25 protein-coding genes are annotated in these 25,351 nt (G+C 44.9%); 18 read left to right on the forward strand and 7 right to left on the reverse strand.

Translation table 11 applies throughout. The features are described from left to right. Positions 1-122 precede the first annotated feature (122 nt). The 8 genes from accB to purD all read left to right on the forward strand — a co-directional run bounded on the left by accB (position 123) and on the right by purD (position 8,866). Positions 123-566: an acetyl-CoA carboxylase biotin carboxyl carrier protein gene (gene accB / locus EBI00_RS03695; protein WP_123094577.1), complete on the forward strand. Its 444-nt coding sequence runs from the start codon at positions 123-125 to the stop codon at positions 564-566. A 24-nt stretch (positions 567-590) separates the two neighbouring features. After that, entirely contained in the window at positions 591-1,931 is a 1,341-nt protein-coding gene (accC, locus tag EBI00_RS03700) for an acetyl-CoA carboxylase biotin carboxylase subunit (protein WP_123094578.1), read from the forward strand. A 119-nt stretch (positions 1,932-2,050) separates the two neighbouring features. Further along, positions 2,051-2,941, forward strand: a complete 891-nt coding sequence (prmA, locus tag EBI00_RS03705; protein WP_123094579.1) for a 50S ribosomal protein L11 methyltransferase — start codon at positions 2,051-2,053, stop codon at positions 2,939-2,941. 43 nt (positions 2,942-2,984) lie between these two features. Next, complete coding sequence (locus tag EBI00_RS03710) at positions 2,985-4,310, forward strand: DUF3426 domain-containing protein (protein WP_123094580.1); 1,326 nt, start codon at positions 2,985-2,987, stop codon at positions 4,308-4,310. Positions 4,311-4,465: 155 nt separating this feature from the next. After that, complete coding sequence (gene dusB / locus EBI00_RS03715) at positions 4,466-5,428, forward strand: tRNA dihydrouridine synthase DusB (protein ID WP_206612546.1); 963 nt, start codon at positions 4,466-4,468, stop codon at positions 5,426-5,428. 124 nt (positions 5,429-5,552) lie between these two features. Continuing rightward, positions 5,553-5,831: a DNA-binding transcriptional regulator Fis gene (fis, locus tag EBI00_RS03720; protein WP_012070668.1), complete on the forward strand. Its 279-nt coding sequence runs from the start codon at positions 5,553-5,555 to the stop codon at positions 5,829-5,831. A gap of 88 nt (positions 5,832-5,919) precedes the next feature. Continuing rightward, positions 5,920-7,497 carry a bifunctional phosphoribosylaminoimidazolecarboxamide formyltransferase/IMP cyclohydrolase gene (gene purH, locus EBI00_RS03725; RefSeq protein ID WP_123094582.1) on the forward strand — a complete coding sequence of 526 codons (1,578 nt, stop codon included), beginning with the start codon at positions 5,920-5,922 and terminating at the stop codon, positions 7,495-7,497. A gap of 82 nt (positions 7,498-7,579) precedes the next feature. After that, positions 7,580-8,866 carry a phosphoribosylamine--glycine ligase gene (gene purD, locus EBI00_RS03730; protein WP_123094583.1) on the forward strand — a complete coding sequence of 429 codons (1,287 nt, stop codon included), beginning with the start codon at positions 7,580-7,582 and terminating at the stop codon, positions 8,864-8,866. Positions 8,867-8,949: 83 nt separating this feature from the next. Here purD and EBI00_RS03735 read toward each other — a convergent pair whose 3' ends face one another. After that, the gene (locus EBI00_RS03735) at positions 8,950-9,201 is read right to left on the reverse strand and encodes a hypothetical protein (protein WP_123094584.1); all 252 of its coding nucleotides are present in this window, start codon (positions 9,199-9,201) and stop codon (positions 8,950-8,952) included. Between the two features lie 22 nt (positions 9,202-9,223). Here EBI00_RS03735 and EBI00_RS03740 point away from each other — a divergent pair, with 22 nt between their 5' ends. From EBI00_RS03740 to pdxH, 4 genes are read left to right on the forward strand one after another with little or no spacing between them, the layout of a single operon-like run. Continuing rightward, the gene (locus EBI00_RS03740) at positions 9,224-11,557 is read left to right on the forward strand and encodes a 7TMR-DISM family protein (RefSeq protein ID WP_241556939.1); all 2,334 of its coding nucleotides are present in this window, start codon (positions 9,224-9,226) and stop codon (positions 11,555-11,557) included. Positions 11,558-11,601: 44 nt separating this feature from the next. After that, positions 11,602-11,943 carry a histidine triad nucleotide-binding protein gene (locus EBI00_RS03745; RefSeq protein ID WP_123094585.1) on the forward strand — a complete coding sequence of 114 codons (342 nt, stop codon included), beginning with the start codon at positions 11,602-11,604 and terminating at the stop codon, positions 11,941-11,943. Positions 11,944-11,970: 27 nt separating this feature from the next. Next, entirely contained in the window at positions 11,971-12,603 is a 633-nt protein-coding gene (gene coq7 / locus EBI00_RS03750) for a 2-polyprenyl-3-methyl-6-methoxy-1,4-benzoquinone monooxygenase (protein ID WP_123094586.1), read from the forward strand. 2 nt (positions 12,604-12,605) lie between these two features. Continuing rightward, positions 12,606-13,247 (forward strand): pyridoxamine 5'-phosphate oxidase, encoded by a 642-nt coding sequence (gene pdxH / locus EBI00_RS03755; protein ID WP_123094587.1) that lies wholly within the window; start codon positions 12,606-12,608, stop codon positions 13,245-13,247. Between the two features lie 62 nt (positions 13,248-13,309). Here the strand turns inward: pdxH and EBI00_RS03760 are convergent, their stop codons facing one another. After that, entirely contained in the window at positions 13,310-13,867 is a 558-nt protein-coding gene (locus EBI00_RS03760; RefSeq protein WP_123094588.1) for an alpha-ketoglutarate-dependent dioxygenase AlkB family protein, read from the reverse strand. A 23-nt stretch (positions 13,868-13,890) separates the two neighbouring features. Here EBI00_RS03760 and EBI00_RS03765 point away from each other — a divergent pair, with 23 nt between their 5' ends. The 4 genes from EBI00_RS03765 (at position 13,891) to yfaE (ending at position 18,782) form a co-directional block, all read left to right on the forward strand. Then, positions 13,891-14,622 carry a heparan-alpha-glucosaminide N-acetyltransferase gene (locus EBI00_RS03765; protein WP_123094589.1) on the forward strand — a complete coding sequence of 244 codons (732 nt, stop codon included), beginning with the start codon at positions 13,891-13,893 and terminating at the stop codon, positions 14,620-14,622. A 296-nt stretch (positions 14,623-14,918) separates the two neighbouring features. Then, complete coding sequence (gene nrdA, locus EBI00_RS03770) at positions 14,919-17,183, forward strand: class 1a ribonucleoside-diphosphate reductase subunit alpha (protein ID WP_123094590.1); 2,265 nt, start codon at positions 14,919-14,921, stop codon at positions 17,181-17,183. A 185-nt stretch (positions 17,184-17,368) separates the two neighbouring features. Then, positions 17,369-18,502: a class Ia ribonucleoside-diphosphate reductase subunit beta gene (nrdB, locus tag EBI00_RS03775; RefSeq protein WP_123094591.1), complete on the forward strand. Its 1,134-nt coding sequence runs from the start codon at positions 17,369-17,371 to the stop codon at positions 18,500-18,502. Next, positions 18,486-18,782 (forward strand): class I ribonucleotide reductase maintenance protein YfaE, encoded by a 297-nt coding sequence (yfaE, locus tag EBI00_RS03780; protein WP_123094592.1) that lies wholly within the window; start codon positions 18,486-18,488, stop codon positions 18,780-18,782. The genes nrdB and yfaE overlap by 17 nt, the downstream gene beginning before the upstream one ends. 61 nt (positions 18,783-18,843) lie before the next feature. Here yfaE and EBI00_RS03785 read toward each other — a convergent pair whose 3' ends face one another. After that, the gene (locus EBI00_RS03785) at positions 18,844-19,449 is read right to left on the reverse strand and encodes a CDP-alcohol phosphatidyltransferase family protein (RefSeq protein ID WP_123094593.1); all 606 of its coding nucleotides are present in this window, start codon (positions 19,447-19,449) and stop codon (positions 18,844-18,846) included. Positions 19,450-19,600: 151 nt separating this feature from the next. Between EBI00_RS03785 and EBI00_RS03790 the strand changes: the two genes are divergently transcribed. Next, positions 19,601-20,362 carry an alpha/beta fold hydrolase gene (locus EBI00_RS03790; RefSeq protein ID WP_123094594.1) on the forward strand — a complete coding sequence of 254 codons (762 nt, stop codon included), beginning with the start codon at positions 19,601-19,603 and terminating at the stop codon, positions 20,360-20,362. Here EBI00_RS03790 and EBI00_RS03795 read toward each other — a convergent pair whose 3' ends face one another. The 3 genes from EBI00_RS03795 to EBI00_RS03805 are packed head-to-tail and all read right to left on the reverse strand — an operon-like array spanning position 20,363 to position 24,179. Next, a complete protein-coding gene (locus EBI00_RS03795) occupies positions 20,363-21,274 on the reverse strand; it encodes a hypothetical protein (protein WP_241556940.1) in 912 nt (303 codons plus the stop codon). It lies immediately after the preceding gene. Positions 21,275-21,291: 17 nt separating this feature from the next. After that, positions 21,292-23,313 (reverse strand): TonB-dependent receptor plug domain-containing protein, encoded by a 2,022-nt coding sequence (locus EBI00_RS03800; RefSeq protein ID WP_123094596.1) that lies wholly within the window; start codon positions 23,311-23,313, stop codon positions 21,292-21,294. Next, complete coding sequence (locus tag EBI00_RS03805; RefSeq protein WP_123094597.1) at positions 23,313-24,179, reverse strand: prephenate dehydratase; 867 nt, start codon at positions 24,177-24,179, stop codon at positions 23,313-23,315. The genes EBI00_RS03800 and EBI00_RS03805 overlap by 1 nt, the downstream gene beginning before the upstream one ends. Positions 24,180-24,377: 198 nt before the next feature. Here EBI00_RS03805 and yidD point away from each other — a divergent pair, with 198 nt between their 5' ends. Continuing rightward, positions 24,378-24,659, forward strand: coding sequence for a membrane protein insertion efficiency factor YidD (gene yidD / locus EBI00_RS03810; RefSeq protein WP_206612547.1), 282 nt, complete (start codon positions 24,378-24,380; stop codon positions 24,657-24,659). Between the two features lie 30 nt (positions 24,660-24,689). Here yidD and EBI00_RS03815 read toward each other — a convergent pair whose 3' ends face one another. Next, the gene (locus tag EBI00_RS03815) at positions 24,690-25,337 is read right to left on the reverse strand and encodes a LuxR C-terminal-related transcriptional regulator (protein ID WP_123094598.1); all 648 of its coding nucleotides are present in this window, start codon (positions 25,335-25,337) and stop codon (positions 24,690-24,692) included. Between the last annotated feature and the right edge of the window lie 14 nt (positions 25,338-25,351).

The raw sequence follows: 25,351 nt of genomic DNA on the forward strand, positions 1-25,351 counted from the left end.
TTTACCATTATCATTCGTAATCCGTCATATTTACGCATCAAATGGGATTATTGCGAAAAATTTATAATAGTCAGTGAGCTATGCAATCACTGAAACGCCAATAAAGACAGAAGAGAGTATTCATGGACATTCGCAAAATCAAAAAACTAATCGAACTATTAGAAGAATCTAACGTCTACGAAATCGAAATAAAGGAAGGCGAAGAAGCGGTTCGCATTAGCCGTGGTGGTGCACCTTTGCAAGCGGCGTATGCACCCGCTCCGGTTATGGCACCACAAGCTGCCCCCACTCCTTCCGCTGCGGCGCCTGAGGCACCTGCTGCTGTCAATCACGGCCATACTGTTAATTCACCAATGGTTGGCACCTACTACAAATCCTCTGCACCAGGCGCGAAGCCTTTCATTGAAGTAGGCCAAAAAGTGAATGTAGGCGACACTATTTGTATCGTTGAAGCCATGAAAATGATGAACCAAATTGAAGCGGACAAATCCGGTACCATCGGCGCTATTCTTGTTGAAGACGGCGAGCCGGTTGAATTTGATCAGCCACTTGTTTCCATCATTTAATCCAACGCAAACAAAGGTTTCATCATGCTCGATAAGGTATTGATTGCTAACCGAGGCGAAATCGCATTGCGTATTCTGCGTGCGTGCAAAGAACTCGGTATCAAAACCGTTGCGGTTCATTCAAAAATTGACCGTGACTTACTCCATGTGCGCCTTGCAGACGAATCCATCTGCATTGGACCTAACCCTTCAGCTCAAAGCTATTTGAACATTCCAGCGATCATTAGCGCGGCTGAATTAACCGATACGTCAGCGATTCACCCAGGCTATGGCTTTTTAGCCGAAAACGCGGATTTCGCTGAGCAAGTTGAGCGTTCTGGTTTTGCTTTTATCGGCCCTAAAGCCGAAACCATTCGCCTAATGGGCGATAAAGTATCGGCTATTAAAGCAATGAAAGAAGCGGGCGTTCCCACCGTTCCAGGGTCAAATGGTCCCGTACCTACCGATCCAGATGAATGTTTGCGCGTCGCAAAAGAAATTGGCTTCCCAGTCATTGTAAAAGCAGCAGCGGGCGGCGGTGGTCGTGGTATGCGTGTTGTTCACAACGAAGGGAGCCTATTAAAATCCATCAGCATCACTCAGTCTGAAGCCGGCTCTTACTTCGGTGATAGCACTGTGTATATGGAAAAATTCCTCCAAAACCCACGTCACGTTGAAGTTCAAGTATTGGCCGACGGTCAAGGCAACGCTATACACCTATACGATCGTGACTGTTCTTTGCAGCGTCGCCATCAAAAAGTGTTGGAAGAAGCTCCCGCTCCCATGCTGAATGAAGAGTCTCGTCAAGCTTGCTTAAAGGCCTGTGTAGATGCTTGTATCAAAATCAACTACCGCGGCGCGGGTACGTTTGAGTTCCTTTACGAAGATGGTAATTTCTACTTCATAGAAATGAACACTCGCGTTCAAGTAGAACATCCTGTAACGGAAATGGTCACAGGTGTCGACATTGTGAAAGAACAGCTTCGCATCGCGAGCGGTATGCCGTTATCGTTGAAGCAAGAAGACATCAAACTAAATGGCCACGCTGTCGAAGCGCGTATCAACGCGGAAGACCCCAAAACCTTCATGCCCTGCCCTGGTAAAGTTCATTATTTCCATGCGCCTGGCGGTATGGGAGTTCGCGTTGACTCACATTTATACAGTGGTTATTCCGTACCACCGAACTATGATTCCATGATCGCAAAGATCATCTGTCATGCACCCGACCGAACGGCAGCGCTAAAACGCCTTTCTGGGGCACTAGACGAAACCTTTATTGATGGAATCAAAACCAACATAGCGTTACAAAAAGACTTGGTAAATGACGCTAACTTCATTGTAGGTGGCGTTAACATCCATTATTTGGAGAAAAAACTCGGTTTGTAATCACCGTAGTTTAACCCCTAGCGAACGAGTATTTCACTAGGGGTTATCATTTTCCTCTCGCCACCCATCCCAAGCTTCGCTATTCTATTCCTGTTTTTTTTCATTGTTGGATTTCATTTATGCCTTGGCTTCAAATACGCATTCACACTACACCCGATCATGTTCCCGCTTTTGAGGATACACTTTTAGAATGTGGCGCCTTGGTGGTCACCTTTGAAGACGTTCATGATGACCCTGTATATGAACCTGACTTAAACACCACCCCACTTTGGAATCATACGAAAGTGACAGGCTTGTTCGAAGCAGACGCAGACATTGAGCATATTCGCCCTGTGGTTGAGCATAAAGCCGAATCGCTTGGTGAAACCAACATAGATTTAAAAATCGAAATCCTTGAAGACAAAGATTGGGAAAGAGAGTGGATGGATAACTACCACCCTATTCAGTTTGGTGAACGCCTTTGGGTATGCCCAAGCTGGCGCCAAGTACCTGATGCAAATGCGGTCACTTTAATGCTTGACCCTGGCCTCGCTTTTGGTACTGGCACACACCCGACAACCGCCTTATGCTTACAATGGTTAGACAGTGTTGATTGCCAAGACAAAACCATCATTGACTATGGTTGCGGCTCAGGCATTTTAGGAATTGCCGGTTTATTGCTGGGCGCAAAGAATATGGTCGGCATTGATATAGACCCTCAAGCCGTCCAAGCCACCGAAGCCAACGCAGAACGCAACAACATTGAGCCAAGCCGTATTGAAGTCAAATTACCGCCTTACGAATCCGACTTACAAGCCGATATCGTTGTTGCCAACATTCTTGCAGGCCCTCTTGCTCATTTGGCACCTACCATCTCTGCACTGGTGAAAACCAATGGCCAATTGGCGCTTTCTGGTATTCTTGCCAATCAAGCACACGATGTCATTGACGCTTACAAAACTTGGTTCACCATTGATTCTGTAGTAGAAAAAGAAGAATGGGTTCGTATTGTTGGAACGAAACACGCATAAGTTGTAATCATTGATTGTAAACCAAACAGGATAGTTGTCACTCATGGCCAGTAGCCTAATCACACGTTGCCCAAAATGTTCCACTGCATTTCGCGTCAGCGATGAAGTTTTACGCATGGCCAAGGGCAAAGTTCGTTGTGGTCAGTGCTTCCATATTTTCAATGCCAGCCAGTCTGAAGATTCTGCTGCCAGCTCGGCCACCCAAAAAGAACAGAATCGCAAAAAAGAAGCCATCACTCCTTCCGTGCCACAAGCATCATTTAATGAGCCAGAATCCAAGTCAATTTTTACTGGTATCACTGAATCAACGGATAACAATCCAGAGCCAACCGAAGAAGTGATTAACCCTGACTGGCTGCAGACACTTTTTGACGATGATGACCTTAACCCTGTGACGGACTATAAACCGTCTCAACCAGACTACCTTGAAACAGAAGCGCTCGTATCGGATGAGCACAATGCCACACAAATAGCGGCCACAGCGCCTAAAGCCCAACCCGCTACCGACCGCACAAAATCGGTGACATCTCCAGCACAAACAGACCAAGCACCTTGGGAAGTCGAACTTGCCGAAGTGGAAGCGGCTCTCAACGCGTCTTACACTAGCAATACAAACAAGGAGACAAAGAGCCAACCATCTAAAGCGGACACATCAAGAGAGCCATTACAGGCACAGACATCGCCCTACACATCCATCCAACCCTTTATCGCCGATGAAAAAGAGCCGGATTACATGACCGCTCTGCACTCGTTGGCGCAAACAGCCGCTAAACAAGACCCAGCGGGCCATAACCAACACAGTTTTCTTGACCAGCTCTCCGCTCAACAAAATCTCGCCCCCTTACTGGATGACCAACCCCATCCAGAAAGCAGTAGAAAGAAGCACCTGTGGCTTTGGTTTTTAGCGTCGTTACTTGGGGCTTCTTTATTATTTGCCCAAGCTGCGATTCATTTCTTCGACGAAGGTAGCCGCTCATCAAGCTTTCGCCATTTTTATCGCTCTGTTTGTTCGTACACGGGTTGCGTGCTACCTCGCTTTGAAGATGTGTCCGCCATTTCACTCCAGCACGTGCGCATACAAAGCCATCCTTCTTTAGCTAACACGCTATTAGTAAACGCAATCATCACCAACGGTAGTAGCTTTTCTCAGCCTATGCCGAAAATTGCCCTGGAATTTTTCGACCTCAATGGCGCCCCTGTGGCCGCACGTCTTTTTGCACCAAGCGATTATTTACACAAAGACTTTCTCGACATCACTTATATGCCACCCGAAACCCCCATCCATCTCGTTATTCCGATACAGGATCCGGGCGCCCGTGCTGTCACTCATCAACTCAAAGCCTTCCCAACAGATACCCGTTCGTACTAGTTTGAGCACGTTTTGTGATTAAGTGAAAAAAAGCACAAAAAATAGTCAGTTTTTGCACTGTCAAGACTTCAAAAACAACGATTGCCTAGGTATTATTCACGCCCGCTCGACACTGTCGACGATCTTTAACATTCAATCCAGTATTCAGGAACATCATGGCTTTTGCTATTGGCCCGTATTGCGTTGACAACCCTGTTATTCTTGCCCCAATGGCGGGCGTAACGGATTTGCCTTTTCGCCGCCTTTGTCATGATCTAGGTGCAGGCTTAGTGGTATCAGAAATGGTCACTTCTGACGTTCGCCTGTGGAACTCGACAAAAAGCCGTCATCGTTTAATCCACGATGCGGAAGTCTCGCCGAGATCCGTTCAAATTGCAGGTGGTGATCCTCAAATGATGGCAGAAGCCGCTCAACAAAATGTTGAGCTTGGCGCCCAAATCATTGATATCAACATGGGATGCCCCGCTAAAAAGGTATGCAATAAAGCAGCAGGCTCTGCATTACTAAAAGATGAAGCACTTGTTCGAGAAATACTGGAGTCTGTTGTAAATAGTGTCTCGGTTCCCGTCACGCTGAAGATTCGTACTGGATGGAGCCAAGATCAAAAAAATGGCTTAGCCATTGCGAAAATGGCGGAAGATATCGGCATTCAAGCGCTGGCTATTCATGGTCGTACGCGAGAATGCAAATTCCAAGGACAGGCGGAATACGATACGATTGCCGAGATTAAGCATCATTTACGTATTCCCGTCTTCGCTAATGGGGATATAAACGACGCGCAATCCGCGAAGTTCGTGAAAGAGTACACCAAAGCGGATGGCATCATGATTGGACGAGCCGCTCAAGGAAGGCCGTGGATTTTTCGCGAAATAAACCACTATTTACAAACCAATGAATTGTTAGCACCACCCCCTCTGTCTGAGGTAAGACAACTTGTAATCAACCATGTAAACGCCTTACATCAGTTTTATGGCGATTACCTTGGCGTGCGAATTGCTCGTAAGCATGTTGGCTGGTACCTGCAGACGTTAGCGGATAAAACACAATTTCGCAGCGTGTTTAACCGTATTGATAATACGCAAGAACAGCTGGATAAATTGGAAGAGTTCTTTGTTTAGCAATAGGTAAACAAATCTCACACTTAATGTAATGGGTATTATTATAAGAAAGCCGATGTGTTTTCCGCTGTATTAATCAATGCACATTAACTAATGGTTAGCTTTAAAAATAGAAGGTCATTCTGTGGTAGAACAAACTCATACTCATACGTTTCAAGCCGCTTCTTCAGAGCAGTCACAAACTCTACGTGACAACGTTGAAAAAGCCCTACAAAACTATTTCGCTCATCTTGATGGGCAGCCAATAACAGACTTATATCAGTTAGTCTTAGCGGAGGTTGAGGCGCCTTTGCTAGAGTCTGTCATGAGCTACACAAAGGATAACCAAACCAAAGCATCCACCATCCTTGGATTAAACCGAGGAACGCTTCGCAAGAAGCTAAAGCAATACGGCATGCTATAAGCACAAAGAAAAAAGGGCGGATTCGCCCTTTTTTTCGTCCTATCTTCCCCTTGTTTTATTTAGTGTTAAATTAATTGCGAGAACCATGATGGCAAATCAAAATACCGTAACTCCTATCAAACGAGCGTTAATCAGTGTTTCCGACAAAACAGGCATTGTCGAATTCGCACGTGAACTGACCGCTCAAGGCGTTGAAATTCTTTCAACGGGTGGTACTTACCGTCTTTTATTGGACAGCAACGTGAAAGCAACCGAAGTCTCTGACTACACAGGCTTCCCAGAAATGATGGATGGCCGCGTTAAAACACTTCATCCTAAAGTACACGGTGGCATTCTTGGTCGTCGCGATATCGACGGCGCTATCATGAAAGAGCACGGCATCGAAGAAATCGATATGGTGGTGGTGAACCTATATCCGTTCGAAGCCACGATCGAACGCCCTGATTGTGATCTTCCCATGGCGATTGAAAACATCGACATCGGTGGCCCTACCATGGTTCGCTCTGCAGCGAAAAATCACAAAGATGTGGCTATCGTGGTTTCTCCTTCTAACTACGAAGGCATCTTGGCCTCTCTTAAAACCGACGGCGGTTTGACGTACGAGCAACGTTTCGACCTTGCGGTTAAGGCGTTCGAACACACTTCACACTATGATGGTGCGATTGCGAACTTCCTAGGCAAAAAAGTAGAAGGCGGTAGCGAAGACTTCGCTCGCACCTTCAACCTACAATTCCACAAACAAGAAGAAATGCGCTACGGTGAAAATCCACACCAGAAAGCCGCTTTCTATGTTGAAGTGAATCCTAAAGAAGCGTCCATCAGCACGGCTAAACAAATCCAAGGTAAGGCACTGTCTTACAACAACATCGCCGATACCGATGCCGCTCTTGAGTGCGTCAAAAGTTTCGATAAGCCTGCTTGTGTTATCGTTAAGCATGCCAACCCTTGTGGCGTTGCAACTGCAGCAACGCAATTTGAAGCGTATGACCTTGCTTTCCAAACAGACCCAACGTCTGCCTTTGGCGGCATCATTGCGTTTAACCAAGAGCTAGATGCACAAACCGCTCAAGCGATTGTTGATCGTCAATTCGTTGAAGTCATCATTGCACCAAGCGTGAGCAAAGAAGCCGCTGACATCGTGGCTGCGAAACAAAATGTTCGCCTACTTGAGTGTGGCCAATGGTCAAAAGACAAGCCAGCGGCGCTGGATTACAAACGCGTTAACGGCGGTTTACTGGTTCAAGACCGTGATGACGGCGTCATTACCTTAGACGATCTTAAAATTGTTTCTAAACGTCAACCTAGCGAAGAAGAACTAAAAGATCTATTGTTTGCTTGGAAAGTCGCTAAATTCGTTAAATCCAATGCGATTGTGTATGCGAAGGCAGAACAAACCATTGGCGTTGGCGCAGGCCAAATGAGCCGCGTTTACAGTGCTAAAATCGCAGGCATTAAAGCCGCTGACGAAAATCTAGAAGTAGCGGGCTCCGTTATGGCGTCTGATGCTTTCTTCCCATTCCGTGATGGCATCGATGCTGCAGCGCAAGCGGGCATTACGGCTGTTATTCAGCCTGGTGGCTCTATGCGTGATGACGAAGTTATCGCCGCTGCTGATGAAGCAGGCATGGCCATGGTCTTCACTGGAATGCGCCACTTCCGTCATTAATAAGCCGTCTCTAAGAAGCCAAGACTTCTTAGTTCGTCACCAGAGGCTGCGGCCTCTGGTTTGCAATACAAAGGATTAGATAATGAAAGTTCTTATTATTGGTAACGGTGGTCGTGAACATGCACTCGCATGGAAAACCGCTGAATCTGACCAAGTTCAAAAGGTATTCGTCGCACCTGGTAACGCAGGCTCTGCAACAGAAAACAAAGTAGAGAACGTTAACATTGGCGTAACCGACATTGCCGATCTTGTCGCTTTTGCAAAACGCGAAAACATCGATTTGACCATTGTTGGCCCAGAAGCGCCATTGGTTATTGGTGTGGTAGACGCGTTTGAAAAAGAAGGTTTGGCTATCTTTGGTCCAACAGCGGCGGCAGCTCAATTGGAAGGTTCTAAAGCCTTCACGAAAGATTTCTTAGCTCGCCACAACATTCCAACAGCCGCTTACGGCAACTTCACAGAAATCGAGCCTGCGGTTGCTTACATCAAGCAACAAGGCGCTCCGATTGTGGTTAAGGCCGATGGTCTAGCCGCTGGTAAAGGCGTTATCTTAGCTCAGACCGAAGCCGAAGCGATCGAAGCGGTTGAAGACATGTTACAAGGCAACGCTTTTGGCGATGCAGGTAGTCGAGTTGTTATCGAAGAATTCTTGGTTGGTGAAGAAGCTAGCTTTATTTGCATGGTTGATGGCGAGACCGTTTTACCTATGGCAACAAGCCAAGACCACAAAGCACGCGACAACGGTGACAAAGGTCCGAATACTGGTGGCATGGGCGCTTATTCTCCAGCACCGGTTGTGACACCAGAAATTCATGATCGCATTATGAATGAAGTCATCATGCCAACTGTTAAAGGCATGAACGCTGAAGGCAACCGCTACCGTGGATTTTTATACGCTGGGGTGATGATCGCCCCCGATGGCACACCAAAAACATTGGAATACAACTGCCGTTTTGGTGACCCAGAAACACAACCAATCATGATGCGCTTGCGTTCTGATTTGGCACAAATGTGTTTGGCTGCCATCAATGGCAAACTTGATACCATTGAAGCAAATTGGGATCCACGTGCCAGCTTAGGTGTTGTTCTTGCGGCTGGCGGCTACCCTGCCGATTACCCTAAAGGCGATGTTATTTCTGGTTTGGACACCGTCCTTCCTGAAGGCCAAAAAGTCTTTCAAGCGGGCACAACATTAAAAGACGGCCAAGTAGTGACCAATGGCGGCCGTGTTCTTTGTGCTGTTGCTCTTGGTGATACGGTTGCAGAAGCTCAAGCGTCTGCTTACGAGGTTGTCAAAACCTTGTCTTGGGACAAGGTGTATTTCCGTACCGACATCGGCCACCGCGCCATTGCTCGCGAACAAAATTAGTCTGCTATAAAATATTCAGATCGCTAAAAAGGCCTCGAATGAGGCCTTTTTCTTATCTAAATACACGACATATGTACGGCAAGCTATTTCTTTAGCTGGGACTCTTTCTTATCCAGCCACGCCTTGAATAAACGTCCCACTTCCAGTACTAAGAGACCAAATATAATACCGGCCGCCCAATCAAACCCCAATAAAAATCCTAAGGTCGCAATCATTCCGTAGCCATACATGAGATTGGTTCGTGTGGCAGGCTTCGACTGCCTAGCAAACCAAGTGACACCCAATAGCAACAGACTAAACCAAACATAGTGTTCCACCAACATTGGATATAGCATTTGATCCCCTATCTAGTTAATAATGACAGCCTTTATAGATTTTGTTTGGGCTAGTGTTTTGCTTTATCGATCGATTTTACTGTTTTTACTCATTTTCTCCAATACCGCTTGGAGCTCAAACACCATTGCCATCATAGATGACTCTATGGATACGTTTCATATTGGCAAAAGCGCTTCATTTTTTATCGATGAAACCGCTGATCTTTCTTTTACCACCGTATCATCTGAACAGTATCTAAAACGCTTTCGCCCCATTAATCGAGAGTATTTACAGTTTGGTCTAGTAAAAGGAAACATTTGGATTCGATCCGACATCGCCATTCGAACCACACACAAAAACCCCATTTTACTCGAAATACGCTCACCCAGATTACAATATTTAGATATCTATTTACCGACCATTTTTGGCAGTCAGGTTCAAGCTGAATTGGGTGGCGCTCGACCTTATAACAATAAACAGATTAAAGCACCTCACTATGCTTTTGTTATCCCAACCAATACTCCCTCGGTATTTACCGTATTTATTAAGATGTCGTCTCACCTGCCTATTAATGCTGAAATAGAACTGAAGACACTGTCTGAACTCAGTCAAGGAGCCCAGCAAGATCTAACACTAACGGGTATCATGATTGGCGTTTTATTCACCTTGTTTATCGGCAACCTATTTTTCTTCATTAAAACGTCACACCCTATGTATTTAATATACGGCATGCTTTTAATTGGCATTACCGTTTTACATCTGTCACTGCATGACTTGGTGTCACAATTTTTTCCCAACAGCGTCAACGTGCAAGAACGTGTGTACAATCTAACCGCGTTAACTTGCCTAAGTGCGATCGCCTTTTTTTCTCGACTCTACTTGGACACAAAAAGCTATTTACCACGACTGGATAAACTGCTCATTCTGGCAGGATCAATTAATGGTTTAATGGCGTTGGTTTACACTTTCTCTCCCGTCACGCCCAGCATTATACTGTTGTCAATGATTGCGGTTTTAACGATTTGTATTTTGACAGTCCACGCTGTCGCCGCGTCCATAAATAACTTGCCTTATTCTGGGTATTATTTGGCCGCAAGGACAGTGTTACTGACAGGACATTTCTGCTGGCTCATGTCCGTGTACGGTTTTGTCCCGAGTGCTACCCTCTATAAATGGGGATTAACGGGGACTATTATCATTGAAGCTATTATCCACTTTGCTGGCATGATTGCTCAATCGACCTCTATTTTTAAACGCCAGCTCAATAAAACGTCAGCGTCACAAAATGAAATCGCTGATCTCTTGTCAGATATTTCTAGCCGACTACGACGCCAGACCAATATTATTGAAGGTGGCCTAGTTCACCTTGAAAAGACGTTGGCTCATGATGGACACGACAGTCATCTTGCGAACAGCTTAAGAGCCAATAAAAATGTCATAAACCTGATTGATCGAGTGGACTTACTCAACGAGATCTATGAAAACACATCAACAGATCAGCCTACACCCATTACCTTAAACCAGTTAATTGATAACGCTTACAACAAGGTACAAAACCTCGATCAAGACAATTCCCTGATCGAAATACATACTCGCAAAATAGAACAAGTCGAGATTTTACAGCACGCCCCCATCCTGCAACACCTCATTGAAAGCATCTTGCTTGAATGTAAGCACTTCACCGATCAAGTGCTGACCATGGAGATCGAACGCCAAGACGTTAACCGTGAAGGCGTCACTGAACTCGTTATATGTTGTCATCCTATTCCAAGAAGAGTTCGTACCAACAACACAAACTTTGACCTTGGTATGTATTACATAAACATACTATGTCAGCATTTAAATGGAAAAATTGTACTCAGCAAAGAAGACGACTTGCAAAAAATCACACTGTTCGTACCCATTCGCACCCACATTCGCCCTACTCCAAACAATCTAGCGTCACAACACCCATTTGATATTGTGTTGCTTGGTCAGACGGATGAAAACCTACAAAAGTCTCTGTCTATGCTGCAAAGTAACAGTAATAAAATTGAACACTTCTCATCACTTGAGCGTTTACTAGAACAACTAGAACCGCCGGCTACTCGTGACTCAGGGCTCATTATTATTGTGTTTGATAATGGGGGACAAATCCCCCACATAACACAACAAAAGCTGTTTCCTATAATGCGAAATGAAGACCAGTGTTTACTGATCAGCGATAATGTCAAAATGTCACTTGATTACGCCAAAAAACTTGGCTTTGATGACTTTCTCACCTGTGATGAACTGGACGATAAGTTAGAGCAACGTTTTTCGCGCCTTGTACAAAAAGGTGATAGATTAAAGAAAGCGCCCTTGTCACGGATCAATCCTTTACGCAAAGTGCCTTGATACCATCCAACATACACTGAATAATACAGCGAGGAAAAAACAACATGGATTGCTTATTTTGTAAAATAGTGAATGGCGATATCCCAGCCCATGTTTTATTCGAAGATGGAGATGTTATTGCCTTCGAAGACATCATGCCTCAAGCACCCAGTCATTTCTTAGTCATTCCAAGACGCCATATTAGCACCTTGAATGACTTAACCGACGCGGATGCTAACGTAGTTGGTAAATTACAAATTACGGCGGCCAAAGTAGCCAAACAAAAAGGCATTGCCGATAGCGGATACCGTGTGGTGATGAATTGTAATGAGGCTGGTGGACAAACCGTCTATCATATTCATATGCATGTGCTTGGTGGCCGAGCAATGACTTGGCCGCCTGGCTAACTGAACGACATTCAAAGAGGAATACCTATGCTTTCTTTTATAGACAAAGCGGTTTTACAACTTGATAGAGCCCTACAAACGCTCGTTCCTCGTGCGGCAACATCATCACGCCCATCGCCAGCACTGTTACTTGATGACGTTGAATTAACCGACAAAGAACGCAAGCATGCTGCAGGATTGATGCGAATCAACCACACGGGCGAAGTGTGTGCTCAGGCACTCTACGCCGGTCAGGCTACGACAGCCAAACTGGCAAAAGTACGCCAAGATATGCAACACGCTGCAGACGAAGAAATCGACCATCTTGTGTGGTGTGAGCAGCGCCTTTACGATCTTGGCAGCCAGCCTAGCATTCTAAACCCCTTTTTCTATGGCGCCTCTTTTGTGATCGGAGCTGGTGCTGGCCTAGTCAGCGATAAACTAAGCCTTGGGTTTGTTGCCGCCACTGAAGACCAGGTTTGCACACATTTAGACAAACACATGACAGAACTGCCAAAAAGCGATTTGAAAAGTAAAGCCGTGTTAACTCAAATGCATACGGATGAAGCAAAACATCGAGCCATGGCATTGCAAGCAGGTGGGTACGAATTTCCTCAGCCTGTGATGGCCGTAATGACTCATATTTCTAAAGTCATGACCACAACAACTTACCGGATTTAATCATGAACAGAGACTTACATTCCATTCGTCGAGATTATCAGTTTGAAGATTTATTAGAAGAAAAAGCAGGTGACGATCCTTTCACGCTTTTCGATAGCTGGTTAAACGCTGCCATTGATGCCTGCCCCGATGACCCAACGGCCATGGTATTAAGCACGGTTGACTCAGAAGGTTGGCCTCATTCACGGGTGGTGCTATTGAAACAGCGCAATGACGCGGGTTTTTCTTTTTTTACTAACTACGACAGCGACAAAGGCCAACAGCTTGCACTGAACAATAAGGCCAGCTTGACTTTTTTCTGGCCTGCCCTGTCTCGCCAAATCCGCGTGGAAGGCATCGTTGAGAAAGTCGAACGCCAGGTGTCAGAAGACTACTTTGCCAGCCGACCTAGAGGCAGCCAGCTGGCCGCACGAACCTCTAAACAGAGCATGGAAATTGCAAATAGAGAAGCCCTACAAGACGCCTTTAAACAAGAAGAAAACGCTTTTGAAGGCCAAGACGTTCCTTGTCCAACCAACTGGGGAGGCTATGTCTTAAAACCCAAGTTCATTGAGTTTTGGCAAGGACGACCCAGCCGACTTCATGATCGAATCTGTTACACTCAGCAAGACAGTGCCTGGTTAAGAACCCGAAAAGCACCTTAAACAGTCTTTCTCCTACACTCTGCTAACCGCTCCTAAACAAGGGGCTTAGCAGAGTTTTAAAATCAAAGAATCAACCGAAAAGTCAGACTTATGCGCTCCTCTTTAACGCGCTTCCTTACGGGTAAACAGTGCTGCCACATCACCTGTGTCGATGCAGACATCACCAACCAACTGGCGTTTTCTAGCTCAATACTGTGCTTAATCGAAGGCTTTTTCTTCAATCGAAATAGAAAACTGCGCGTGGCACCAAGACTTAACATCGCCACCACAGGGGCCGGTCCCAAAGACTTCTCATCATCCGAATGCCAGCCCATATATTCCTCGCCATTTTGGTACCAGTTTAGTAGCACCGCATTAAACACTTGCTGGGCAACGCTTTCCGCCTCCGCTTTAGCTGCCAACAACCAATCAGGCCATCCTTCCCCTACATGGTCTTTCCCCGAGTATCGGTAGATCACTCCTTGGTCCGCCACAAAAGCAACGTTTCTCGGCACCAAAACGGGTCGACCAAACATCATGAGGCTCTCCCGCTCCCATAGTAAATCCGCTTTCAGCTTATCAAGACTGAGCGCCAAGCTTGAGCTAGAAAATGAGTATCGGTATGATGGCTGGGTTTTCATTTAACCTTTCCTCGTGGATTCTCATGCACATTGCGCATCATAGTACGTCTGCCTACCGCAGTCCCTTTTTAGACGTGTACCGCGGTCTTGCGGTCCTCTTAATGATGATTTTTCATTTGTGTTGGGATTTACGACATTTTGGTTTTATACACTACAACCTGCAAGACCCATTTTGGGTTGATTTTCGCAGCCTTATTTTGACCTTGTTCTTAACCGCTATAGGTTGGTCTGCTTACCTAACGTCAGAAACAACCTCAAAGCATCGACTGATTTCATGGAAGCGCGACAGCAAACTCCTTATCTCCGCTTGCGTCATTTCCCTTGCCACATATCTCGCCTTACCTGACCAATGGATCTATTTTGGCATATTGCATTTCATACTAGTCGCCTCGTTTATCATTAGACCCCTAGCAAAATGGCCAATCGCGTGTGCGCTGTTTGGAAGCCTTATCCTTCTAGTATATCAAACAACCACTTGGCTAGAGTTTCCGAATGCCTTTGCTGTATTGTCGCGCTATGTCTCTTTACCTGAAAAAACCCTTGATATTGTTTTTCCTTTTCCATGGATCGGTGTCGTTTTCTTGGGCCCCTTGTTAGGTTATTTGCAATGGCATCGAATAAAATGGCCACCGCGCCTTTTCCCTAACATTCTGACCTTTATGGGGCGTCATGCTCTGACAATATATCTGAGTCATCAACTTATTCTCTTTACTCTAGTCGCTGCTGTCAAAATGACATTATTGCACTTTTCTTGATCACTTTTGATGGCGAAAAAACACGTCCAATTTAACTCAAAAAAATAGATGAAAATTACCTTTACAGACTTGCCAAACGCTAACTTTACGCTTCTTGTGGCAAACAAAGTAAGTGACCACTTAGGTAATCTCTGTTTCTCATTTTAGCAAAATTTTCAAGCCTTGATTTTCGAAGAAATGCGCACTATTGTTCGCGTCAGATTTCAAACATTAACACTACATGTAGTGCCACAATAAAAATAAAACACTATATCGTGTAATTTACCCACTTTACCGCACTAATGGGAAAACAAGGCATGAGCACTCTCACAGTTACAAAACGTAACGGGAAGACCGAAAATATCAACCTAGAAAAAATCCACAAAGTCATCGCGTGGGCTGCTGAGGGTTTAGAAAATGTATCTGTTTCTCAAGTAGAACTAAAAGCACGAATTCAATTCTTTGAAGGCATTCGTACTACGGACATTCATGAGACTCTGATCAAGTCATCCGCTGACTTAATCTCTGAGAACACCCCAGACTACCAATACCTTGCCGCCCGATTGGCCATCTTTCATCTAAGAAAGAAAGCCTTTGGGGATTTTGAGCCGCCTCATCTTTATACTCATGTTAAAAACTTGGTCGGGCAAAAACGCTACGATGCTCATCTTTTGGAAGACTATTCAGAAGATGATTTTAACCAGATGAATGATTTTATCGATCATTCACGCGACATGAACTTTTCCTATGCTGCCGTGAAGCAACTGGAAGGCAAGTATCTGGTACAAAACCGCGTTACTGGCGAAATCTATGAGAGCCCACAGTTTATTTATATTCTCGTTGCGGCCTGCCTCTTTGCCGGTTACGACAAACATGAGCGCCTAAATCTGATTCGTCGTTTTTACGATGCGGTGTCTAAATTTAAAATTTCTTTGCCGACGCCTATCATGTCTGGCATCCGCACACCAACTCGTCAGTTCAGTAGTTGTGTATTGATTGAATGTGGTGATTCCCTAGACTCAATCAACGCCACCTCAAGCGCTATTGTTAAGTACGTTAGCCAACGCGCAGGTATTGGCGTGAACGCCGGTGCGATTCGTGCGCTGGGTAGCCCTATTCGCGGTGGTGAAGCTTTCCATACGGGTTGTATCCCTTTCTACAAACACTTCCAAACAGCGGTAAAAAGCTGCTCTCAAGGCGGTGTACGTGGTGGTGCTGCCACAGTTTTTTATCCTATTTGGCATTTAGAAGTGGAAAGCCTACTGGTATTGAAAAACAACCGCGGTGTTGAAGAGAACCGTGTTCGTCACCTAGATTACGGCGTGCAGTTTAACCGTTTGATGTATCAACGTCTGATAAAAGGCGGCAACATCACGCTGTTTAGTCCATCCGATGTACCGGGATTGTACGATGCCTTCTTTGCAGACCAAGAGGAGTTTGATCGCCTCTATACCCTGTATGAGCAAGATGCCTCTATTCGCAAGCAAACTATTAAAGCCAGCGAGTTGTTTACTTTGTTTGCTTCTGAACGTGCAAGCACTGGCCGCATCTATTTACAGAACGTTGATCATTGCAACACACACAGTCCTTTTGACCCTAAAGTTGCCCCGGTAAAACAGAGCAACCTGTGTTTAGAAATTGCATTACCAACGAAACCCTTAAACAGTGTAGATGACCCAGAGGGTGAAATTGCCCTGTGTACTTTGTCCGCGTTTAACTTGGGAACCTTGAACAATCTTGACGAGCTAGAAGAGCTGGCAGAATTGATTGTTCGCGCTTTAGACAGCTTACTGGACTACCAAAACTATCCGATTCCTGCCGCTCAACGTGCCACTGAAATGCGTCGCACACTCGGTGTTGGGGTCATTAACTATGCGTATTACTTAGCAAAAAATGGTGTCAAATACTCTGACGGCAGTGCGAACCAGCTGACTCATGATACCTTTGAAGCCATTCAATACTATTTGCTAAAAGCATCAAACAAGCTGGCTAAAGAGTTTGGACCATGCCTTGCTTTTAATGAAACCACCTATTCAAAAGGTGTGTTGCCAATTGACAGCTACAAGAAAGAAATTGACGCAATTTGTTCACCAAAACTGAACTATGATTGGGAGTCTTTACGTACAAGCATTGTAGAACATGGCCTTCGTAACTCAACCTTAACCGCGTTGATGCCATCTGAAACCTCGTCTCAGATAAGCAATGCGACCAACGGCATAGAGCCACCTCGCGGCTTTGTGTCTGTGAAAGCCAGTAAAGACGGCATTTTGAAGCAGGTCGTGCCTGAATTTGAACGGTTAAAACAGGACTATGAGCTTTTGTGGACCATTCCATCAAACGATGGTTATTTGCAACTCGTTGGTATTATGCAGAAATTTGTTGACCAAGCGATTTCCGCCAATACTAACTATGATCCGCAAAAATTTGATGCACAAAAAGTCCCCATGAAAGTCATTTTGAAAGACTTGCTGACAGCGTACAAATACGGCGTTAAAACGCTTTATTATCACAATACTCGTGATGGTGCGGATGATAAGCAAGAAGATATGGATGACTGCGCAGGCGGCGCGTGCAAAATATAACCATTCAATTATGGCTCTTAACAAGCCTCACTTTTTACAGTGAGGCTTTGTGAGTTCTACACAGAACAGTACGACGAAAAGTACACACGCAAATAATCGATATTAACGGCGACGTTTACAGACAGCTACTCAGTGCCAGCACTCAGTAAAATAACGTCCTACGCTTTTGAGGAATGTCCTGATATATGAGTTACTCAACATTCAACCGCAAACATTTTGACAGCACTAAAGAGCCGATGTTCTTTGGTGAAAATGTGAACGTTGCTCGCTACGACCAACAAAAGCACCCTATTTTTGAAAAACTGATTGAAAAACAATTGTCGTTTTTCTGGCGTCCCGAGGAAGTAGACCTTTCAAATGACCGCAAAGACTTTCAACGATTGGAAGAGCACGAACAACACATTTTCCTTAGCAATTTAAAGTATCAGACATTGCTTGATAGTGTACAGGGCCGCTCCCCTAACGTTGCCTTCTTGCCCATTGTGTCTTTGCCTGAATTGGAAACTTGGATAGAAACTTGGTCGTTCAGTGAAACCATACACAGCCGCTCCTATACTCACATCATTCGTAATATAGTCAATGATCCAAGTAAGATTTTTGATGACATAGTCACCAATGACGAAATCACCAAGCGCGCAGACAGTGTGTCAAAATACTATGATCGCTTGATCGAAATGGTCAATATCTACAATACTATGGGAATGGGGACCTTTCACATTCCAGGCAAAGGTGACGTTGAAGTCTCCATGCCTAAATTAAAAAAAGCGCTGTACCTGACAATAGCATCAGTCAACGTATTAGAAGCGATTCGTTTCTACGTCAGTTTTGCCTGTAGCTTTGCGTTCGCTGAACGCACCTTGATGGAAGGCAACGCCAAAATCATTAAGCTTATCGCTCGCGACGAAGCTCTGCACCTAACCGGTACACAGCATATGCTAAATCTAATGGCATCCGGCCGGGACGATCCTGAAATGGCTGTCATCGCAGCACAATGCCAAGAAGAAGTGCGTAACATCTTTATCGAAGCCGCTGAGCAAGAAAAAGAATGGGCAACGTATTTGTTTAAAGATGGATCAATGATTGGCCTAAATGCTCAAATCCTTGGTCAGTATGTGGAATACATTACCAATATACGCATGCAAGCAGTAGGGCTTGAAACCTGCTTCAACACAAAACACAACCCCATCCCATGGATCAATGCTTGGCTGGTGAGTGATAACGTGCAAGTCGCCCCGCAGGAAGCGGAAATAAGCTCCTATTTGGTTGGGCAGACTGACAACCAACTTGACGACTCTGACTTTGATGACTTCGACCTCTAAGGTGAGTACTGTCGCCAACAAGGACGCGGTACACCGCGTCCTATTGGGTAAAAAACAGATATTGGTAACGGAAGAAGAGCCGCTACTAGTGCAGCTAGAACGAGCAGGCATTCACGTTGAATACCAATGTCGTGAAGGCTACTGCTCTTCCTGCTCGATAAAGCTTTTATGGGGCAATGTGAGCTATCCGTTCGAGCCCTTAGCCTGGGTGCAAAGTGGGTATTTGCTCGCCTGTTGTGCCATAGTCAAAAGCGACATAGAGATTGCCTTTTTTGACTAACAAGAATGTTTCAGCCAACAAGTTTAGCTATAATCAAGTTTGACTGTAAAAGAGTCGAATACTACCGTAACGTACGGTAACCTGCATAAATGCGCGTTGCCGTCGTCACCCAGCAAATCGCCCCAAAGCCATACGCCAACCAAACAAAATACTCAGGCAACATACAAATCAACACAAGAAAGGCAATTGTTTCGCTACCCTCTGCTAATCCGCCCAAAAAATACAAAGATTTCCGCCCATAATCCAAACGCTCGATACTCCGCTTTTCCGCCATAATGGCAAAGGCTAAGAAGCTACTGCCCGTTCCCATAAAAGAAAAAATAACAAAACTGGCGGCCAAAGCGTTTTCCAACGGATTCATCAAGGCAAAACCAAACACGATCGCAGAATAAAAAATGAAATCCAGCGTAATATCCAAATAGCCCCCAAGATCGGTCGGACCTTGCACTCTTGCCACAGCCCCATCTAACCCGTCCATTAAGCGGTTCATAATGATCAAAAGCAACGCCAGTCCAGTTTGCTCAAAATACAAAGCGGGCACCGCCATCATGCCAACAACAAAACCCAACACGGTAATCCAATTGGCTTTTACTCCACATTTATCGATCACTAAGGCACTCGAGTGCAAAGGACGCTTTAGGTTTTTAATAAAAAACGTGTCAAACATAAGAAATAACCTTGATTTGATAAAACAGGAATTTTAAAGACTTGATACAATACATTAGCAGCACAACGTCGAATACCATCACCAAAACACACTGTACAAAAGCATACAGTAAAACACGCATCTTTCTACTTGATAGCTTATTAGGTTTTTTATGATCAACGCAAAAAAATACGGCCACTCTGGCCCCAACCTCATTGTGATACATGGCTTATTTGGCAACGCGGATAACTGGCACTCCATCGCACAAAGTCTTGCAGAACAATTTACGGTTTACTGTGTCGACCTACCCAATCATGGCAAATCAGCGCCAATGAAAGAGGCCAGCTACCCAAAAATGGCAGACGCCCTTCTCAGTTGGGCAAGCACAAATGGTATCGACTCCTTCTATTTGTTGGGCCATTCAATGGGAGGAAAGGTGGCTATGCAAATGGCATCGTTGGCAAAGCCCTCTGTGATTGAAAAACTCATCGTGGTCGACATCGCCCCAGTAGATTATCAGGCTAGCCATACTCGAATTTTGGAAGGGCTTAATGCCATTAATGCGGTCGACATTCCCTCTCGCAAGGCAGCGGATAAGATATTGAGCCAATATGAAGACAACTTGGCAATAAGACAGTTTTTACTAAAAAATCTCATCCGTACAGACAAAGGCTACCAATTGGCGTTATCAATAGACAATATTGCAGACAGTTACCACACCATATTGCAAAAGCCGGTAATGAATAGCCCTATTGATATTCCTACTCTTTTTATTAAAGGCGAACGCTCTGACTATATTGTCCAACAGTACCAGACCGCGATTACGACCTTGTTTCCTCAGGTGAGTGTCAAAGTGATTGCTGAGGCGGGGCATTGGCTTCATGCCGAGAAACCTCTGCCGTTTACGAGCCTTGTAAAGCGCTTTTTATCCTGATTAGTCACACTGTGTGTCAGAGCACAGGCCGTATTCGTCTCGCAAAAAAGCCGCAGAAGGTGGAACAATACCGTAAGCTTTAATCAAATGTGGATTAAAGCTTACGCGTAACTTATCAGGATACTGAGCGGGCAGCAGCACCCTTGAAGAATGCCATACTGTAATATGATTCGTCAGAACCTGAAGCTTAACCTCGGTATCTGAGTCTATGGCAAGCAATGCACCCGCTTTCACAAAAGGCAAGAAAGGCCCTACCATCACCTGGCGCTTATAAAAAAGCAATTTGAGAATATCTTGCGCTAACGTATTTTGATACAACTCAGAGTCCACCAAAGAAAAAATCATTGCTGACTCTTCTAAAACAAAATTCACTGACTTCAACACCGACAGACGATCTAATTCTGTATGATGAAAGTTAAGCTCAAAACCGTATTCTTTTGCCTGACGTGACATACTTTCTTGATCAATCAGCAGATGATCACTATGAAGAACCGCAAGCGGCTTGCGGTCAAACCAAATGGCTTTAAGCAAAGCAAACCGAGTATCCAAAGGTGCCCCTGAAAAAACCGCACTACTCGGCACAGAACAATCAAACTGGGCTTTCTGAAACTCTTCTTTACCAATAAATACCGCTACCACAACCCCCTTAGACAAAGAGGAACATACCTGTTGCGCACTTTTAACGCCAACAGTTACGATAAGATCATCCTCTTTCAGCTTTTGAGCTGAATTTTCTAAAAAAGCATGACTGCGCACAGGCACCAGCGATACATCGAGTAATAAACGTCGGTCGAGCTCAAACACAAAGGACCGAGCAACCCTTTCTTCCATGTCATGCACAACATAAACCGCTGCAAATACCTTCGTAGAAGAAAACAACAGCAATAGCGTAATCCAAAAAATCCTTTTCACGTTTCTTTTAATCCCACTTAAAAAGTGATGTTAGTAAAAACATAAGCAAAACGATCATCGGCTAGATTATTGTGTTTTCTCACGAGCGCATTTTTATCTAGTCGAGCTTCCATACCAATGCCTAACGTAGCTTTAGAATATCCACCTAAAGTCAATCTATAAGATAGCCAAGTATTGAGAAACTGGTAGTTTTTATTTGCCAATTTATCGGCATAAAAATAATAGCCATTCACTGCCCATACGTCGGCAAATGGCACACTACCAAACAAAGACATCATATTCGGTGTCGTAGACTCTAACAGCGACGCATTCTGAGTCTGTGTGTCTTGATAAGCATAGGTAACGCGAGCCATGGCACCCGAACGAAAGCGCCAATCAAGCTCGATCTCGGCGCCCCGGATAGTCACATCCTCAACAACGCCCTCTTGAATCGGCCTATCAGCCCCAAAAAGTGCCGAAAAGTGCTTTTTACTTAACACCATATCTTGCACTTTATCGTGGTAAAACTTGAGGTCTAAAGATACCCCTTGACTAGGCCAGTAATGAAAATACCCCATTTCATAAGACGTAATCTCCTCACTCTTCTCGCCATTAAGTGCGTAACTGGTCGTGGATACTTCTCCACTTGTCAAGGTATAACGCCAGCGAAAAAACTGATCCGATATATCGGGTGTACGCACCGCTTGAGAAACATTCATACGAACCGATTCTCGCTCAGACAATTTATAAGTCGCGCCTAGCTTGGGGGAGAAAAAAGTACCTCCCATCTGGCTGCGCTCTAGCATGGCACCCGTGTTTAGTACCCAGTCGTCCCCGAGTAAATACTCTAAATTAGACGACCCCCGAAACACTTCATCACCGGCTTTGCCTGACAGATAAAGATCCGAGTCAGCTTCATCCCAACGATACCCTAGCGAACTAATTACTCTGAGCCGCTCCGATGCTTTCCAATCACTTTGAAGCTCGAGGTCATGACGCGTTTCAAACAAGTCAACCGAATACGCTTTATTCACATTCACAGCACTGACACCGCCAAAAACTTCGTTATAAAACTCCGGCGTTAACAAGACTTCATGGTATTCATTCAAATCCGATTGGTCGTAATAATATTGCAGCTTTATTTCATGGTCAGCGGATAACTGTTGACGATAAGCTAACTTAATATGTTCCCGGTCAACGAGTCGCATTGGCTGATTAGTGTCGTAATTTCCACTTCGAGAACGATTAGAAACATATTGAGACGGTTCAACACGATCCCGTAGCTGACTAGCACCCATGTCAATATCAAACGAGCGATTAGACATGTCTTTCTGCATCACCACATTGCCCATCACAGAGCGATGACCATCGTGGCGAGGACGACCTGAAGCGTCTTCATCAAATCCTTGAACTGAATTAATAGACGCCGACGCCCGATAGCTCCACTCGTCACTTAAACGGCTTTGTTGACCAAATAAACGGTAGTCACCACGAGAACCTGAGTAAGCAGAAACACTTGATCCTAACGTTTCTAGAGGCGTACGAGTGATGATATTAACAACAGCAAAAAAAGAATTAATACCGTAACTGGCGGCGTTAGGGCCTCGGTTTACTTCGACTCGCGCCACATCTTCAATGTTGAGCGGCAAGGTTGCCCACTCGACACGTGCCAAGCCCGCACTGTAAACAGAACGACCATTGACCAAGACTTGGATACGCCGATATTCATCCAGCTGTGTGCCGTGGTACGAGACAATCTTTTGACTGGAGGTCTTAAAAGGCGCCACAGAAAAGCCCGGAACAAACTGCAAAAGATCTTCCACATACTGCATATTGATGCGACGGATAAACTCCCCGTCCAACACCGACAAGGTAGAAGATACATTGACTCTTGGCTGCGGCATTTTAGAAGGGGTAACAACAACGGGGATGGCGCTTAAAAAGCTGTCATACCCTGCAAAACTCAACTCACGACCAAATGCATCCTCGTTGGCTTCAGCAAGCACATTGCCGCACACCAACACCCCAACAGCAATCCATTGAAAACCCATTCCTTTCATTATTTTAACCTGTAATCATCCGCTAAATAGGTTCCCAGTATTCGTACTTCTTCAGAGAAAAAACCTAATTCTTCAAGCGCCGCCTGCATGGCAGAGGACTGAAAGTGTGCCTCGACATCGACGTAAAACTGAGTCGCGGTGAAATGCCCGTTGACCATGTAACTTTCCAGCTTCAACATATTGATGCCTTGCGTCGCAAAACCACCCATGGCCTTGTATAAAGCCGCTGGAATGTTGCGTACACGAAACATAAAAGACGTTATGTACGTTTGATGAGGTTCATACACGGGCATTTTTTGTTGGCGCGCAAAAACCAAAAAGCGAGTGGTGTTACCAACGGTGTCATTAAAATGTGATTGCAGTATCTGGAGTCCATACAGTTCCGCGGCTAATTCTGACGAAATGACCGCCAACCCCGGCTCTTCGATTTCTGAAATGTGCTTAGCCGCACCAGCGGTGTCATACATGGCTTGGCTTTTTGCGCCTAAGGCTTTGATATTGCGGTCGCATTGAGCCAAGGCTTGTGGATGACTGCCAATTCGAGTGATTTGATCTATTGTCATAGTGTGGCGGCCAATAAGACAATGATTTACTGGCTCAAAATGCTCTTTCACCACATAAAGCTGAGTTCGCTGCAACTCGCGGTAAATTTCTTCAACGCGGCCTGCCGTAGAATTCTCAACGGGTATCATTGCATAATAGGCGTCGCCTTTTTCAACCATCTGAAGTGCATCAACAAAAGTCGCACAGTTCACATTGGTCCAATCGGGAAACGTGTGCGTGCAGGCCAGATGAGAGTAGGCCCCGGGCTCTCCTTGATAGGCCACTATTTGGGTAGCATCAAGCGTTAAATATTGGTCTGGCATGGTAATATAACTTCTTCGTCAGATACTGGATCAAGATAATGGCATCTATGATACACAAAAAAGACGAAGGCCTGTGTCCAAAAAAACAGACTATGATTAAATTATTTTAATTGATTACGACATACGTTCTAAAAAGAACCAGAAGTGACATTGAGTAAAGAGAAACAAAGCACCTAACCCATTAGGCGACGCATCCCCATGATAAAAAAACTGTGTATTCTGTTCGTGAAAGGCTACCAATTATTCATCAGCCCTTTTTTGGGCAATAACTGTCGTTTTTATCCCAGCTGTTCACAGTACATGATTCAAGCTATTGAAGAGTTTGGCGTCATTAAGGGCATATATTTGGGCGTGAAACGACTATCCAAATGCCACCCTTGGCACGAAGGGGGTATAGATCCTGTACCTAGCTGCCAACACAAAGAAAAGAAAAAACAATCGATCTCAGAAGAATCCACTTCAGACAAGCAATCAAGGTAAGAAAAACCATTAAGGTCAGAAACGTCATCTTTAAATGACGGTCATCTGCAACTTCAAATCGCTGGCTACCAATACCGCTTGGGTACGATTATTAATTTCTAGTTTTCGAAAAATCGCGGTGATGTGTGCCTTCACTGTCGCTTCAGAAATCGACAATTGATAAGCGATTTGTTTATTCAGCAACCCTTCGTGCAAATAACAAAGAACCTTGTATTGCTGAGGTGTCAGCTCTGCTACTTTATTTTGCATAGACAGGTCTGGCTTTGGTTGATTAGCAACCGCTTCACTTAGCTCGTCCGATAACCAGATATCACCGGCTAAAATAGCGTGAATAGCATGAACATAGGTAGCAGGCTCACTGGTTTTGGAGATAAAACCAAGCGCTCCAGCATCCATCACTTTCGCAACCATAGCACTGTCTTCACTGCCAGAAATCACAGCAACAGGCACGTCTGGAAAATCTTTACGGATACGAATCAGTCCGTAGAGTTCACCACTGCCCGGCATATTTAAATCCAGCAACAGCAAATCTATGTCATTGAGTTTGCTCAGACACTGCAAAGTCGATTCTAAATCATAGGATTCGACAATCGAAATGCCTTGTATCTCTGAACGCAGTGCACCACTGAGTGCACTGCGAAACAAAGGATGATCATCTGCGATAACAAGTGAAATCACTGCCTATCCTTTTT

Origin of the sequence: Marinomonas hwangdonensis (genome assembly GCF_003721245.1) — a bacterium.
Taxonomy (GTDB): domain Bacteria; phylum Pseudomonadota; class Gammaproteobacteria; order Pseudomonadales; family Marinomonadaceae; genus Marinomonas; species Marinomonas hwangdonensis.

Excerpts from the sequence above, each read along its gene's own strand:
- EBI00_RS03760 (WP_123094588.1), bottom strand. The coding sequence starts at position 13,867 with ATGAAAACCCAGCCATCATACCGATACTCATTTTCTAGCTCAAGCTTG.
- EBI00_RS03790 (WP_123094594.1), top strand. The coding sequence starts at position 19,601 with ATGATCAACGCAAAAAAATACGGCCACTCTGGCCCCAACCTCATTGTG.
- accB (WP_123094577.1), top strand. The coding sequence starts at position 123 with ATGGACATTCGCAAAATCAAAAAACTAATCGAACTATTAGAAGAATCT.
- nrdA (WP_123094590.1), top strand. The coding sequence starts at position 14,919 with ATGAGCACTCTCACAGTTACAAAACGTAACGGGAAGACCGAAAATATC.
- EBI00_RS03745 (WP_123094585.1), top strand. The coding sequence starts at position 11,602 with ATGGATTGCTTATTTTGTAAAATAGTGAATGGCGATATCCCAGCCCAT.
- EBI00_RS03800 (WP_123094596.1), bottom strand. The coding sequence starts at position 23,313 with ATGAAAGGAATGGGTTTTCAATGGATTGCTGTTGGGGTGTTGGTGTGC.
- EBI00_RS03785 (WP_123094593.1), bottom strand. The coding sequence starts at position 19,449 with ATGTTTGACACGTTTTTTATTAAAAACCTAAAGCGTCCTTTGCACTCG.
- EBI00_RS03805 (WP_123094597.1), bottom strand. The coding sequence starts at position 24,179 with ATGCCAGACCAATATTTAACGCTTGATGCTACCCAAATAGTGGCCTAT.
- pdxH (WP_123094587.1), top strand. The coding sequence starts at position 12,606 with ATGAACAGAGACTTACATTCCATTCGTCGAGATTATCAGTTTGAAGAT.
- accC (WP_123094578.1), top strand. The coding sequence starts at position 591 with ATGCTCGATAAGGTATTGATTGCTAACCGAGGCGAAATCGCATTGCGT.
- dusB (WP_206612546.1), top strand. The coding sequence starts at position 4,466 with ATGGCTTTTGCTATTGGCCCGTATTGCGTTGACAACCCTGTTATTCTT.
- yidD (WP_206612547.1), top strand. The coding sequence starts at position 24,378 with ATGATAAAAAAACTGTGTATTCTGTTCGTGAAAGGCTACCAATTATTC.
- EBI00_RS03735 (WP_123094584.1), bottom strand. The coding sequence starts at position 9,201 with ATGCTATATCCAATGTTGGTGGAACACTATGTTTGGTTTAGTCTGTTG.
- EBI00_RS03765 (WP_123094589.1), top strand. The coding sequence starts at position 13,891 with ATGCACATTGCGCATCATAGTACGTCTGCCTACCGCAGTCCCTTTTTA.
- EBI00_RS03710 (WP_123094580.1), top strand. The coding sequence starts at position 2,985 with ATGGCCAGTAGCCTAATCACACGTTGCCCAAAATGTTCCACTGCATTT.
- EBI00_RS03740 (WP_241556939.1), top strand. The coding sequence starts at position 9,224 with ATGACAGCCTTTATAGATTTTGTTTGGGCTAGTGTTTTGCTTTATCGA.
- purH (WP_123094582.1), top strand. The coding sequence starts at position 5,920 with ATGGCAAATCAAAATACCGTAACTCCTATCAAACGAGCGTTAATCAGT.
- nrdB (WP_123094591.1), top strand. The coding sequence starts at position 17,369 with ATGAGTTACTCAACATTCAACCGCAAACATTTTGACAGCACTAAAGAG.
- prmA (WP_123094579.1), top strand. The coding sequence starts at position 2,051 with ATGCCTTGGCTTCAAATACGCATTCACACTACACCCGATCATGTTCCC.
- purD (WP_123094583.1), top strand. The coding sequence starts at position 7,580 with ATGAAAGTTCTTATTATTGGTAACGGTGGTCGTGAACATGCACTCGCA.
- yfaE (WP_123094592.1), top strand. The coding sequence starts at position 18,486 with ATGACTTCGACCTCTAAGGTGAGTACTGTCGCCAACAAGGACGCGGTA.
- coq7 (WP_123094586.1), top strand. The coding sequence starts at position 11,971 with ATGCTTTCTTTTATAGACAAAGCGGTTTTACAACTTGATAGAGCCCTA.